Origin of the sequence: Streptomyces sp. NPDC001315 (assembly GCF_042896175.1) — a bacterium.
GTDB lineage: Bacteria > Actinomycetota > Actinomycetes > Streptomycetales > Streptomycetaceae > Streptomyces.
The window spans coordinates 134,954-148,295 of sequence record NZ_JBIAWZ010000009.1; the positions used below are offsets into that span (position 1 = coordinate 134,954).

9 protein-coding genes are annotated in these 13,342 nt (G+C 69.1%); 4 read left to right on the forward strand and 5 right to left on the reverse strand.

The features are described from left to right. Positions 1–59: 59 nt before the first annotated feature. The 3 genes from ACFY16_RS24825 to ACFY16_RS24835 all read right to left on the reverse strand — a co-directional run bounded on the left by ACFY16_RS24825 (position 60) and on the right by ACFY16_RS24835 (position 5,757). Complete coding sequence (locus ACFY16_RS24825) at positions 60–737, reverse strand: DUF6461 domain-containing protein (RefSeq protein ID WP_390649369.1); 678 nt, start codon at positions 735–737, stop codon at positions 60–62. A gap of 14 nt (positions 738–751) precedes the next feature. Continuing rightward, positions 752–2,098: a hypothetical protein gene (locus tag ACFY16_RS24830; RefSeq protein ID WP_390649370.1), complete on the reverse strand. Its 1,347-nt coding sequence runs from the start codon at positions 2,096–2,098 to the stop codon at positions 752–754. 299 nt (positions 2,099–2,397) lie between these two features. Beyond that, complete coding sequence (locus ACFY16_RS24835; RefSeq protein ID WP_390649371.1) at positions 2,398–5,757, reverse strand: hypothetical protein; 3,360 nt, start codon at positions 5,755–5,757, stop codon at positions 2,398–2,400. Positions 5,758–6,455: 698 nt separating this feature from the next. Between ACFY16_RS24835 and ACFY16_RS24840 the strand changes: the two genes are divergently transcribed. The 3 genes from ACFY16_RS24840 (at position 6,456) to ACFY16_RS24850 (ending at position 10,154) form a co-directional block, all read left to right on the forward strand. Further along, positions 6,456–6,770, forward strand: coding sequence for a hypothetical protein (locus ACFY16_RS24840; RefSeq protein ID WP_390649372.1), 315 nt, complete (start codon positions 6,456–6,458; stop codon positions 6,768–6,770). A 577-nt stretch (positions 6,771–7,347) separates the two neighbouring features. Then, positions 7,348–7,884: a hypothetical protein gene (locus tag ACFY16_RS24845; RefSeq protein WP_390649373.1), complete on the forward strand. Its 537-nt coding sequence runs from the start codon at positions 7,348–7,350 to the stop codon at positions 7,882–7,884. A 47-nt stretch (positions 7,885–7,931) separates the two neighbouring features. After that, positions 7,932–10,154, forward strand: a complete 2,223-nt coding sequence (locus tag ACFY16_RS24850; RefSeq protein WP_390649374.1) for a trypsin-like serine protease — start codon at positions 7,932–7,934, stop codon at positions 10,152–10,154. 70 nt (positions 10,155–10,224) lie between these two features. Here the strand turns inward: ACFY16_RS24850 and ACFY16_RS24855 are convergent, their stop codons facing one another. Beyond that, positions 10,225–11,013 carry a hypothetical protein gene (locus tag ACFY16_RS24855; protein ID WP_390649375.1) on the reverse strand — a complete coding sequence of 263 codons (789 nt, stop codon included), beginning with the start codon at positions 11,011–11,013 and terminating at the stop codon, positions 10,225–10,227. 363 nt (positions 11,014–11,376) lie between these two features. Between ACFY16_RS24855 and ACFY16_RS24860 the strand changes: the two genes are divergently transcribed. Next, the gene (locus ACFY16_RS24860) at positions 11,377–11,619 is read left to right on the forward strand and encodes a DUF5302 domain-containing protein (RefSeq protein WP_390649376.1); all 243 of its coding nucleotides are present in this window, start codon (positions 11,377–11,379) and stop codon (positions 11,617–11,619) included. A 226-nt stretch (positions 11,620–11,845) separates the two neighbouring features. On the opposite strand, the gene ACFY16_RS24865 is transcribed toward ACFY16_RS24860, so the two are convergent. Beyond that, complete coding sequence (locus tag ACFY16_RS24865) at positions 11,846–13,282, reverse strand: 3-hydroxybutyrate oligomer hydrolase family protein (protein WP_390649377.1); 1,437 nt, start codon at positions 13,280–13,282, stop codon at positions 11,846–11,848. Positions 13,283–13,342: the final 60 nt, after the last annotated feature.

Below are 13,342 nucleotides of genomic sequence, written 5' to 3' on the forward strand. Positions count from 1 at the left end.
TCGGTCCCAGTCCTGCTGTTCCGCACGGTGACGGGGCAGAACTGGGACCTGGGACTCGCTCAGGCCGGGGGCGCGCTGCGTGGACCGGCGGAACCGGTCCCGTTGGTGAGGGGAACCACGGCTCCCCTGCCCCGGCCCCCGGGCGAAGGCGGTCTGACCGGATGGTCCTCTCCGAGCAACAAGGTCGACAACGGGCCGTCGACGGTGTCGTCATCCAGGATGGCACCGATGTAGTCGCCGATCACCCGAACGGCCGGCACCAGCCCGGGTTCGCCGCTTCCCGCCGCTTCCCGCTGTTCCTGCACAGCATCCCACCAGGGGTGCGGTGGAAGCGGCCGAGTGGCCGGCTCACCCGGTTCGAACACTTCGGTACACCGACCGCCGCGCCAGTGCCCGAAGGTGTTCATGCCGTCTCCGCCCAGGTCGACGGTGAACGTCTCCGTGTCACGAGAGAGCGCCGACAGGGGACCGGGCATGGCGCCGAGAACTCCCCATGTCTCGTGGCAGAACGACCAGTCGCCCAGCGCTCCGACCCGCAACACCGACTTCGCGGTCCCGGTCCTGTAGCTGTCGGCGCCGAGGTTGTCGGCTTCTCGCTTCGGCATGACCCGGGCGTGATGCGGTACGGCACCGTAGCGGGCGAGCACCTCGTCCGGTGTGACGCCCCGAGTGAAGGTGACGCACCACGTCCCGGCGCCGGCCCAGTCACAGGAAGGCCTGGTCGGAAACTCTCGCATCCGTGCTCCGTCTCTCAGGGGACGATGGCCATCCAGAAAGAATCTCCCCTGATGATGCGGTTGTACTTCTTGAAGTTGGCGAATATGCTACCGGCCGACTTGTTGGCGAACAAGGTCATATGCGACCGGATGCACGGCTGATTGGTGACCGGTTTATTGGGGTCGGTGGGTGGGGTGGTCCACTGACCATTCACCTCAGTCGGAGTGATCTCGGCGCAGAGCGCTCCGTCGGTTCCCCCCTCCATCGTTCTGGCGAACGGGAATTCATCGCAGGAGTCCGCTCCTGGGATGTCAGGGTATAGGTTGGTGAAATTCCCGCAGGTTTTCGACCGGTTTTGGTTGCCGACGTCCTCGTTCTCGCCGTGGAACAGGTTGCTGCCTCTCATGCGCAGTCCGAGTTCATAGGCCGCGGAGGCCTGCCCGTGATTCGGGTTGGAAAGCGAGTATTCCAGGATCGGAGCGTCCTCGTCAGCAGCGAAGGGAATGACGCAGCCGGAGGTCGTCGGCATCTCCGTGTCGCACCTGATTACGGCGTCAGCGGGTGGGCTCCAGCTCGCGGAAGGGTCCACCGGTGTGGCGCCGGCCGTGGTGACGTACATCTGATACTGCGTCTGGAAGCTGGTCCGAGTCTGTCCGGCGGGAACCGCCCCGCTGTATGAGACCGTGCCGGATTTCGACTGGCCTTCACCCAGCGCCGTGTTTCCGTACCACGGGGTTCGCTGTGTGGCGAGACAGCTGTTGGTGCAGTCGGTCCGGAACTTGATGTTCAACGCCGTGACCTCACCGGTCACCTTGGTGACTGCGACATTGATGTCCTCAGTCAGGTCTGTGCTGTCCCACTGCGTGTGCAGGGTCGTGGAGACGTCCATGAGACCGGTCCCCACGAGCTTCCCGTTGCCGTCGTAGAGGTTGTACTCGACCTCGGCGCTCCCGCAGAGACCGCCCGTCCGGGTCCATTGGTACTCGCCCTTGATGATGGAACAGGCCTCAGAAGGCGGATCGCCGGGAAGGGGATCGTCGGCACCCGGGTCGTAGTCCTCGGGATCTTCCGCCGCGAGTTCTGTGGCGAGGGTGTTGACCTTCGCATCGTCCTGTGTGGCCTGCGGTGTGCGGACCGTGACGCATTGCGTCGCCGCCGTCCTCAGCGTGGCGCGCACGGCCGCTGAGACCTGGGTGCAGGACCCGTCGAGATGCGGCGCGGCATGCCCTCGGCCACCGTTCGGGGAGACCGTGTCGGGCAGATCTGTGGAGGTGACCGTTTGGCGGGCGCCGCCGTTCTGCGTGGCGGCAGCGGCGGGGCCGCCGCCCGCCATGAGACAGAATGCCGCCGCGGTGGATACCGCGACGAGGAATCTGCGCATTTTCTGACGATGCAATTGCTGTTCCTTTCGTGGACTCCGCCTGCCGGCAGGGCAGGCTGACGCTCGGCCAACAGACCCGTGATCGGGGGCTGTCGAGGCGCGGGCCCCCGAGGGTGGAGTCGCCCGTCCGCGGTTCTGGCGGATCTTCCGCCCGGCGCGGTGTGGCCCGAATCGAATGACGTTCAGCGCAGGAGTGGTCCTCATGCTGCAGCGGCAACGTTGGAAGACCTCACTCGGCGTTCCGGGCGGATGACCCGTGTCACCTGCCCGGGACGCCGAGACCGCTCAGGGGACGGTGGTCAGAAGAGCGACGACAGACCGCTGGTGATCGAGGACACGAGTTCCTTGCCCTCCTCCGCGACCTCCTTGACCACGGGTGCCACCCTCTTGGCGACCGGAGTTATCCACCTGGACTGGCCGTAGGTGACCAGACTCAGCGCGGTACCGGCCGCGGACCAGATGAACTCGCCGCTGGTGAACCCGTACTCGATGCCGGTGAACAAGGTGCTCAGTGCGCCGGCTCCCATCGCCACGGCGCCGAAGAACGCCGCGGCCGGGAGACCGACCACGGCGAACGGGGGAAAGACGAGGCTGGCGAGCCCGAGGCCGGCGGAGAGGAATCCCGCTCCGATGCTGACGTAGTTGAAGGCGTCGGCCCACCAGCCGGCGTCCGACCACCAGTCGTCGTTCGCGGAGCCGCTGCCGTTCTGGTTGACATCGTCGTTGGTGTCGTTGTCGGCCGGGTTGCTGCCGTTGTCCCGGTCCTGCTTCGCCTTCTCGGCGGCTTCCCGGGCGGCCTCCCGGACCTCGTCCTGACGCTTCTGGATGGCGATGGCGCGCGCCTGGCTGGCCGCGGCGGCCGCCGCATCCGCGTCCTGGCCCGCGGCGAGCGCGGACTGGCGGGCGCTGGCTGCGGACGCCTGGGCGCTGTAGGAGGAGTTCAGAGCCGAACGTGCCGCGTCGATCGCCTTGTTCGCGGAGTAGTTCGCCGATCGGGATGCACTGCGCGCTGTCGCCGCCGCAGTGGTCGCCTGGTTCGCCGAGGCCTGCGCGTCGGCGGCGGACTTGTCCGCCGCATCAGCGTTCTGCTTGGCCTGGTCGGCGTAATTGTTGGCCTTCGCCGCCGAGTCCACGGCCCTGTCCGCCCAATCCTGGGCCTCGATGGCGGCGTTGCGGGCGTCCGCCGCCGCCTTCGACGCCAGCTGCGCGTCCTGCTGCGCCGTGTAGGCGATCTTGGCTGCGGCGGCGATCGCGCCCTGGATCGCCGCGACGTGGGTGGCGGAGTCGTGGTCGAGCTGGGCCGCCGCGTACTGCACGACCTGGACGAAGTTCCTGCGCATCCACGTCGGCCCCTCCAGGGCGACGTCCGCGTATGCCTTGGTGTACTCGCCTCCGGTGGCCACCGACGTCGCGGTTTCGACCGCGTCGTCCTCCCGTACGGCGGCGGGGTAGGTACGGTCGAAGAAGTCCTGCAACGCCTCAGGAGTGTTCGCGTCGAGTGCGTCGTTGGCCGCCTTGGTGACGGCCTTGCCGGGCTTCTGGTTCAGGATGCGGGCGATCTGTACGCGGTTGTCGTCCTGCGAGGCCCGGATCACCCCGGAGGTGAGGAAGTCGCCCACCGCCGTGGCGCTGCCGCTCTCCAGAGCGGTCTGTGCCGCCTGCGCGATGGCGGGGTTGGATATCTGGGCGATGTAGAGGGTGGTTTCCCGGTCGTCCTGGTACTGGGCGATCGACCGGTCGAGGTCGACCCAGTTGAGTACGTCGTTGTCGCTGCCGGCCAGCGCGAACTGGGCGGCCTCCCGCGTCCACGCGCCCTTGGCGCTGAGCAGCCCGGTGGCGGCCTTGCGGCCCAGTGTGGTGGCGAGCGACAGGTCGCCCGCCGTCCACAGGGCCTGCTCGGCCGCGGTGATCAGGTCCTTGACGGCCTGATCGGTCTGCGCTTCCTGTGCGCGCTTGTTCTCGTACTCGGCCTGGTCCTCGGCCTCGATCTGGGCCAGCAGCTGGGCCTCGTCCAGGCCCTGCAGCCTCTCCTGCTCCAGGCGTGCCAGCTCCGCGTCCCGCGCCGCCTGAGCGACCGCCATGGCGTCCGTCACGGCCTTGGTGGCGATGTCGGCCGCCTTCAGGGCCTCGGTGGCGTGGGCGGTGGACTTGTTCGCGTAGTCAATGGCCTTGCCCGCGTTCAGTACGGCCTCGTCGGCGGCGTCGGCCGCGTTGTCCGCATGGTCGGCGGCGGAGTTGGCGGCGTCCCGCGCGGCGCGCGCCGCGGAGGCAGCCGTGTTGGCGAGGGCCTGGGCGGTGGAGGCCGCGTTGGTGGCGCGGTTGGCGGCGGTGGTCGCGATGGCGGCCTGGCGCTTGGCTTCGGCGGCCTGCGACTGGGCGACGCCGGCGGAGGCGGCGGCCTGTGCGGAGGCAGTGGCGGCGGCAGCGGCGTTGCGGGCGGCGGAGGCGGCCGAGGAGCCGGCGTTCGCGGCCTGCGCGGATGCGGTCGCCGCGTAATCGGCGGCCTTGGCCGCGGAACGGGCCTTCGCGGCGGAGTTGCGGGCGGCGACCGCCGCGTTCTTGGCCGCCGTCGTCTTGGAGGCGTCCTTGGAGGCGGCGATGGCCGCGTTGTAGGCACGGGACGCGGCACCTCCGGCGGCCGAAGCGGCCTGCGAGGCGGCGGTGGCCGCCCAGGAGGCGCGGCGGGAGGCGGTCACGGCGGCGTTGGACGCGTTGATGGCGTTGCGGGCGGCGTTCGCCGCGCCTTGGGCGGCGCTGGCGGCCTTGTTCGCGGCCGCCGCGGACTTCTGGACGTCGTCCTTGGCGGCCGCGGCCTCGGCGGCGGCCTTCTCGGCTGCTTCCTTGGCCTTCTCCGCGGCGGTCTGGGCACGCGCGGAGGCTTCGACGGCCAGGTCGGTCTCGGCCTGGGCGCGCTTGCCCTCCCGCTCGACGACCGCGACGAGTTCCTCGATGGTGGCCGATTCCTGGTCGCGGGCGCGGGCGATGTGCTGGCCGGTGTCGAGGAACCACTGGACGTCGTCCGCGGTGCCGCTCAGGGCGCGGTCGGCGTACTTGCGCACCTCGGGGCCGGCGGTGAAGAGCATGGCGGTGACCTGGACCCTGGCGTCCTCCAGGCGGGCGGAGTACTGGCCTGTCGTCAGGAAATCCTCGAGTGCCTGCTGCGTACCCGCGTCCAGGGCGGCGGACGCCTCCCGCTGAACCGCCGTGCCGCCGGTGGCCGACAAGGTCGCGGTCGCCACGCTCATGTCCTCCAGCAGAGCGGGCTGGTATCCCCCCTTGAGGAACTCGGCGATGGCGCTGTCGCCGTTGTCGAGGGCGGCGACGGCCTCGCGGCGCAGTCCCTTGCCCGAACGGGCGAGGTAGCTGGCGATCGCGACGCGGTTGTCCTCCACCGTCACCTTCGGCAGCGTCTCGGCGAGGAAGGTCTGGATCTCGGTGTCGGTGCCGTAGAGCACGTCGGCCGCCGCCGTCTTGGTGGCCTTGCCCCCCGTCATCCACGCCTTGACCACCTTTGCCCGGTCCGTGTCCGGCAGGGCGAGCGGGTCGGTCGCGGTGGCGGCGCGGGCCGTGGACGTCAGCGTCAGAGGAGTGGCGGCGGCGGCCGTCACGGCGGCCAGCGCGCCGAGGAGCCGTCTCCGACTCCAGAACATCGTCTGCATAAGGGATTTGTCCTCGTGGTCTCTGTTGGCGGAGCGAAGCAACCGGACCATGACAACGTGCGTTCATGCAGAAATCAATTGGTTATGAAGCGAATTGACTGGACGTCAGGTATGTACTCAGACGCATTGGAGAGTCCTTACAATTTCTACACAAACATTGATACAACCTTTCCGGAACGTGTCGAGAGTCACAAGGGATGTTCAAGTCGCGTCCCATATATGCCAGTTGGGCGGCTGGACAGGGCGGGTGATCGCGAGTCACATGGACGGGTCGAAGTGGAGCGCCGGGCTCCGGGGAGGGGTCTGTTCTCCTCGGCGGACGGGGTTTCCGTCGAATTGTGAACGGGTCATAGAGCTTCAAAAAGGGGGTGAGGATGAGACCTCACATACGGCAGGTCGCTTCGCTCATCGCGTTATTAACGGTCGTGATATCTCTCGGCTTGGTGGGCAGCGCCGTGGCGTCCACCGGCGGACCCCTGGTAGCGGAGGTCCAGAGCTCGCTCAGCACCGACCCGCCCCTCGATGCGCCGGAACGCGAGCCCGTCCAGGGGCAGGCCGGCGTGATGTCCGACGGATCGTGCTCCGCGATACCGTGGTCCGCCGGGGAAGTCGTGGGGCGTGCGGTCAAGGCGTGCGTCGAGTTCCCGTCGTCACCGGAAACGGGCCCGAGCCGGGCGGGAGCGACCCTTCTGAGTGCGATGCAACAGGCGAGCGTCCAGTCCGTCGCGGCCGACGAACCCGAGGATCCCGAGGACGTCGATCCGGGTGTGGACGACCGGATCGATCCGGCCCCCGTCACTCCCACGACGTGCGTGGTGACGCCCGGGACGTGGACGTGGACCCGTACGGATGGCATGTGCCTGAGCGCCCAGAAGGTGACCTGCGCGCTGTACGACGAGAACGGCAAGCAGGTGGGGCAGGGCGTCATGAAGGTCGGCAGCACCTTGCATGCCCACTGGAACAGAACGGACGTCGAGGAACAGATCACGGTCAAGGTCATCGGCGCGACGTGAACGGAGCGTGGACATGGCAGCCCGCGCGTTCCGAAAAGCCGCTCACCGGAACCGAGCAGTGAATTCGCGCGCACATCTCCTTGTCGGCCGACGAATCCGCCGGTGGAAAATGCAGCGGTGACTGGTCGTTCTGCTTCGAGGAATGGGCGTCGACGGGGCGATGCCCGAGGCGATCTCCGTACTGTCCAGGGATACCGAGACGTTCAGTGTGCGTTGGGCGGGGACGGCATGGATCCCTTCGAGTACTGGACCTCGGGGCGGCGCCGCTAGTTGTTCACGCCGTACTCGACGGCCCGCTGCCCGGTGTCCTGATGGAATAGGAAGCTCATTTCGCGACAGTGAAAAGAAGACGCCAGGACGTCCCGGCATTTGCTTTTCCGTGCCCGGATGTCCGCTTTGGTGTGGAGTCTTCCGGTCGCTTAATCCCGCCGAAAAAACGGCGAAGCAAACATGCGTCGAACGGTTATGCTTACCGCCGGGCAGTGGGGGAGTCCATTCGAAAACGTGGAAGCCGTCACGCCTGCCATCGAGTCGGATTACGGACATTCGACCGAAAGTAAACGATTTTAGGACTGCGATGAAGGCACGCACCATTTTCGCGGCTGAGCCGCGGCAGAAAAGATGGATAGGACGCACGCTGGCAGCAGCGGTCGCCGGCGCACTGGCGTGGGCCGCCCTGACGACCGGCCACCAGACGGAATCCGGCGGTCCCGCCGTGAGCATCGCGGACGAGGCCCCCGGCTACGCCGTCGAGGACTTCGACTACCCGCAGGCGGACAAGATCCTGGCGGAGCAGAACATCCTCCTCAAGCGCGGCGACGGCCACATCACGCTGGCCGACTGCGCCAGCGGCACCGGTCTGCTGCAGGTCCTGGCGCGGCAGCAGGCGGCGACGATCTGCTTCAAGGTCGTCGGCAACGAGGGCTGGCTCACCCTGGAGATCCCCGCGGTCTACGCCATCAAAGGCAACGACTACGACACCCAGGTCGACATGACCGTCGGCACCGAGCAGAAGTCCTTCGACATCGATAACAACACCTGGACCGCGGTGGGCGAGAGCGCGGACGAGCAAGGCCGCGAGCACCTGCTCGTGGAGATCAGGTCCACCAAGTAGCGCCCAGCCGAACACCGTTGCCGGAACTGCCACCGAGGAACCCACTGATGCGACAAACCAGACCCGTGCGCCTCGCCGCACTGGCCGCGTCCCTGATCACCGGATCGATCGCGCTGGCCGCCCTGCCCGCCCTGCCCGCCGCTGCCGTGACCGGCCCCGCCGTCGCCGCCGCCGACACCACGTACGCGTACACCGCCCAGATCATCGTCGGTGACCACGACCGCGGCTGCTCCGGCGTCCTGGTCGGCACCGAGTGGCTGCTGACCGCGGCCAGTTGCTTCGCCGACGACCCGGCCGCCAGCCTCGCGGTACCCGCGGGCAAGCCCGCCCTGCACACGACCGCGACCATCGGCCGCTCCGACCTGACGAGCACCGCAGGCGCGGTCCGCGAGGTCGTCGAGCTCGTGCCCCGCACCGACCGCGACGTGGTCCTGGCCCGGCTGAGCCGCCCGGTCACCAACGTCACCCCCGTCGCCGTGGCCGCCACCGCGCCCGCCGCGGGCGAAGAACTGAAGCTCGCCGGATACGGCCGCAGCGCGACCGAGTGGGCGCCGCTGAACCTGCACACCGGCGCGTTCTCGGTGGACGCGTCCACCGCCACCACGGCCACGGTCACCGGCAAGGACGGCGTGTCCGCGTGCATGGGTGACACCGGCGGTCCCCTGGTCCGCACGGTCGGCGGCGTCCAGCAACTCGTCGCCCTCGCGAGCCAGTCCTATCAGGGCGGCTGCTTCGGCATCGACGAAGCAGAGACCCGCACCGGCGGCGTCGTCGCCCGCGTCGACGACCTGGCTTCCTGGGTGAGTTCGAAGGTCAGCGCTCCCCGCATCACCGACTTCAACTGCGACGGCACCGAGGACATAGCCGTTGCCGACCCCGCGGCCGCCGTCGGCGGCGACGCCGGCGCCGGCCTCGTCCGGGTCGTGTACGGCGGCGGCAAGGGCACCGCCGAAATCTCCCAGGACCTGGACTGGGTGTCGGGCGCGTCCGAGGCAGGTGACGGGTTCGGTAAGGCCCTGGCCACCCTCGACTACGACCAGGACGGCTGCACCGACCTGGTCGTCGGCACCCCCAACGAGGACCTCGAGAGCGCTACCGACGCCGGCATGGTCGACATCCTCCACGGCGCTCCGGGCGGCCTCGGCACCGGCGCGACGAAGGACTCCCACTTCGAGCAGGGGTCCGGTACCGGTTCCCTCGCCGCGTCCGCGAACGAGACCGGCGACCTTCTGGGCTACGCCCTGGCCGCCGGCACCACCGCCGCCGGTGAACCGTTCGTGGTGATGGGCGCGCCTGGTGAGGCCCTCGGCTCCATCGCCAAGGCCGGCAGCGCGATCTATCTGCACGGCACCACCAACATCGCCGTCAACCAGGATGCCACCGGGGTTTCCGGCGCGGCGGAGGCCAACGACGGCTTCGGTACCACCGTCACGGCCGACGCCAACCACATCGCCATCGGCGCGCCCGGTGAGGCCATCGGCACCGACGCGAACGCCGGGCTCGTGTCCGTCTTCGACCACAAGCTGAACTCCGAGAACCGTCCCACACCGCTGCTCAGCCTGGACCAGGACTCGGACACCGTCTCCGGCGCGGCCGAGGCCGGTGACCTGTTCGGCCAGTCCCTGGCCATGGTTCCCTACCGACCCTCGGCGAGCGTGGGGGCCACGGAGTCGATCCTCGCGGTCGGCTCGCCCGGTGAGACGCTGGCCGTCGACGGTGTGGACAAGGCTGAAACCGGCTGGGTCCTGACCTTCCGGATCACCGCCGCGGGCACCTACAGCGAGCTCAACGGCTACTCCTCGGGCACCGGTGACGACGACGTGTCCGGCACCTCCGAGGCCGGCGACCACTTCGGCCAGGCCCTGGCCGCCGTCAACACCGCGCCGGGCGCGGTGAGCACGACGGCGACGATGAAGCTGGCCGTCGGCATCCCCGACGAGGCGATCAGCACCACGGCGAGCGCGGGCGCGATCTCCACCTTCTCGCTGCTGGGCACCCCCGGCGCGAACGACCGGTGGCTGGAGGCCGGCGACGGTGACGGCATCCCCGGCACCCCGGGCGCCAACCAGCACCTGGGCAGCAGCCTCCACTACACCGGCACCAACCTGTACGTGGGCATGCCTGACGGCCCGATCACCTACGGCGCCCTGCACGTCCTTCCGTTGTCCAACACCACCGCCGGCGGCACCGTAGCCCCCGTCACCACCTACCAGCCCGGCCTGGGCGGCCTCCCCGCGAGCGGGGACCGCTTCGGTCACGCGGCGCGGTAGTCGCACCGCCCTCCGACAAGAGGGCGCATTCGGCCGGCCGTGGCGTTCAGCGCCGCGGCCGGCCGTGCAGTCAGTGCAGGTCCACCTGGAAAGCATGACGGTGGTCGGCAGGGCAGGTGAAGATGCGCAGGTCTCCCCACCGGCCGACGACAACTCCTGTCTCGTCATCGCTGGCCACGGTGAACAGCAGCGTCATGTCCGTGCCGCAGTCACCGCAGTCGAACACCGTTGGATACGTCAGGTGCCAGGTTGGCCAACCGCCCAGTTTCCAGCCGGCGACGCGAGTGATGGCGTCACCACCGTCACCGGTCTCATTGACCAATTCCTCCAGTTGCGGGCGGAGTTCTGAAGGCAGCTCTTCCCGGTAGGGGAAGTCGGCCAGGTACTCAGTGGTGATGGTGCACGGCTGGGGCAGGTAGCCGTCCTCGTCGTACCTCGAGGGCAACGGCGGGGTCGTCAACCGGCTCGTCACGTCAGCTGCCCGACGCCATCGCATTGTGATCACAGGGCTGATGTCGGCCTGCTGGGCCGGAGGATCCCAGTGCTCATTGGGACACCAGAGGATCTGCAAGAGGTCGATGTCAGCGGGCCACCAGGGTCCCGGTGCGTCTCGCCGGAAGATCTGAGCGACCGGCACCATGGCCGTGGCAGGCTCGCCATCAGGACAGTCCACATCGGGCAGGGCGCACGTCGGCCACGGTTCGTCACTCGGCCAAAGCGGCGGGCCGCCGATCGAACTGTTCCCGGAGTCCGGCTTTCCGCGCTCGGGACGGAGTATCACTGCGTCGCGCGCGTAGGGAGCGAGCCCGGGGAGCGCGGCGAGTATCGCTTCGGTCGAGGGTCTGGAGATGTGTGTCATCTTGCCTTCAGGTCGGTTGGTCGGAGATCGCGCGCAGCATATGGGCCGACTGTGACAGAGGTCCCCGCCCGCGCACGATGACCGCCCGCGGGACACGATGTCGGCCGGCAACCGCCCCGACGAGGACGCGAGGCGAGTGGGCCGTGCGGGTCCGGGCCGATCGGAGCGGATCGGAGCCCCGGCGCTACCCGTCGTCTCACGCCTACATGGAGTCCGCCTACGAGGAGTTCCTTTGCTCGACCGCTTCCGCCGGCAGAGGGGCGTGCGTGACGGCCACGCCGTCGGCAGTGCCGACGCGGGCGTCTCTCGAGGGGCCCGGCATGACAAGCTGTGCTTTCCACTGTCGGCACTCAGGAGGTCCCCGTGGTTGCAGAGTCTCCATCCCAAGAAGGTTCGGAGCCGGTTGACCCCGCGACTCCTGCCCTGGCGCCCGACGATGACGGCCAGTACGACCTGAAGCGGAAGTTCCGCGAGGCGCTGGCGCGCAAGCGCGCTCTGCAGGCGGAGGCCGCCGACATCGCCGCGAACCCCGATGCGTCGAAGATCCGCGGCGCGCACGGGCCGGCCGCGAGCCAGCGGTCCTTCCGGCGCAAGAGCGGGGGCTGAGATATCGTGCCGGGCCCTGCCGGGTGATGAGGCAGGGCCCGGCACGGGCACAGAGCTGCGGGTCTGCGCTCGGGCAGGCACGCCGGAATGCGTTGTGGCTGCGGCGCGCCAGGTTCGCGGGTACGGCCGACGAAGCGTCCCCGTCAGGCGCACCCGCGGACACCTGAGCAAGGGCGATACCGTGACCATCTTCCTCTGGTCGGCCCGCTGGTCCGAGTGAAAGTGCCTAGCTCAAAGGACAGTTGCTGAGCAGTGTGGCGGGCTCCGCTGCGGCCGGGCGCTGGATGGTGTGGTCTGCGGGAGGGAGACCGTTTCCGGCCAGCCACCGTTCCAGCGCCGTGAAGGCCGAGCGGTGGCAGGGGACCATCGGGCGGAGCTTGTCCGGGAAGGCGTCGACGAGCGAGTCGGTGTGCGTACCGTCCTCGACGCGGTAGTAGCGAAACAGCTCGCCCCGCCCGGCTTCGCGCACCATACGGGCGTAGACATCGGAGTCCTGGCTGATGGGCAGCAGCACGTCGAGTGTGCCCTGGATGGTGATCAGAGGCTTGGCGATGCGCCCGGTCAGGGCGATGCGGTCGACGGCACGGTGCACCGCGGGCGGCCGGGTGGCGTAGTCGTAGTCGGCATCGCAGCCTGGGGTGCCCGAGGCGCAGAAGGGGGTGCCCGCCTCGGTCGCCCCGTCGAAGCCGGGGTCGAGTTCCTCGCGGTAGATGCGCTGCGTCAGGTCCCAGTAGACCTGGTGGTGGTACGGCCACAGGAACTCGGAGCCCGCCGGGTAGCCGGCCTTGTGCATGGCATCGAGGGCGTCTTCGGCGCCGGGTCCGCCGGCGGCGTACACGGGGTAGTCACGCAGGGCGGGTGGCAGGAAGGTGAGCAGGTTGGGGCCGTCGGAGCGCCACAGGGTGCCTTCCCAGTCCACTCCGCCGTCGTACAGCTCGGGGTGGTTCTCCAGCTGCCACCGCACCAGGTAGCCGCCGTTGGACATGCCCGTGGCGATGGTCCGGGCGGGGGGTCGGTGGTAGTGCTGCGTGACGACGGAGCGGGCGGCCCGGGTCAGTTGGGTGAGGCGGGTGTTCCACTCGGCAATGGCATCACCGGGCCTGCGGCCGTCGCGGTGGAAGGCGAGGCCGGTGTTGCCCTTGTCGGTGGCGGCGAAGGCGTAGCCACGCGAGAGCACCCAGTCGGAGATCGCGCGGTCGTTGGCGTACTGCTCGCGGTTGCCCGGTGTCCCGGAGACCACCAGGCCGCCGTTCCAGTGGTCGGGCAGCCTGATGACGAACTGCGCGTCGTGGTTCCAGCCGTGGTTGGTGTTGGTGGTCGAGGAGTCGGGGAAGTAGCCGTCGATCTGGATTCCTGGAACGCCGCTCGGCGTGGGCAGATCCCGGGGGGTGAGACCCGCGAAGTCGGCCGGATCGGTGTGGCCGGAGGCAACCGTTCCGGCTGTGGTCAGCTCATCCAGGCAGTCGGACTGCTGGTATGTCGCGCCCGGTACGCGCACCAGGGCGCGTCCTGCGCAGTGACCGCCAGGTGTCCCCTCCGCGCCGGCGGCCGACGTCGCCGTGGGGACGAGCGAACAGGCGGCCGCGAGGGTCAGTGCTCCGAGAGCGGCACGCCGCCTGGGCCGTCTGCGTGGTGGGGTGGTGGCCGTGCGCGGTGGGAGCATCCGATTCCTCCAAGTCGAGTGGTGGACAGGCCGGAGGCTAGAGGCACGATCGCCGCAGGG

What these genes read in the sequence shown, in the direction of transcription:
- ACFY16_RS24825 (WP_390649369.1), bottom strand. Translation starts at nt 737, where the DNA reads ATGCGAGAGTTTCCGACCAGGCCTTCCTGTGACTGGGCCGGCGCCGGG.
- ACFY16_RS24830 (WP_390649370.1), bottom strand. Translation starts at nt 2,098, where the DNA reads ATGCGCAGATTCCTCGTCGCGGTATCCACCGCGGCGGCATTCTGTCTC.
- ACFY16_RS24835 (WP_390649371.1), bottom strand. Translation starts at nt 5,757, where the DNA reads ATGCAGACGATGTTCTGGAGTCGGAGACGGCTCCTCGGCGCGCTGGCC.
- ACFY16_RS24840 (WP_390649372.1), top strand. Translation starts at nt 6,456, where the DNA reads ATGCAACAGGCGAGCGTCCAGTCCGTCGCGGCCGACGAACCCGAGGAT.
- ACFY16_RS24845 (WP_390649373.1), top strand. Translation starts at nt 7,348, where the DNA reads ATGAAGGCACGCACCATTTTCGCGGCTGAGCCGCGGCAGAAAAGATGG.
- ACFY16_RS24850 (WP_390649374.1), top strand. Translation starts at nt 7,932, where the DNA reads ATGCGACAAACCAGACCCGTGCGCCTCGCCGCACTGGCCGCGTCCCTG.
- ACFY16_RS24855 (WP_390649375.1), bottom strand. Translation starts at nt 11,013, where the DNA reads ATGACACACATCTCCAGACCCTCGACCGAAGCGATACTCGCCGCGCTC.
- ACFY16_RS24865 (WP_390649377.1), bottom strand. Translation starts at nt 13,282, where the DNA reads ATGCTCCCACCGCGCACGGCCACCACCCCACCACGCAGACGGCCCAGG.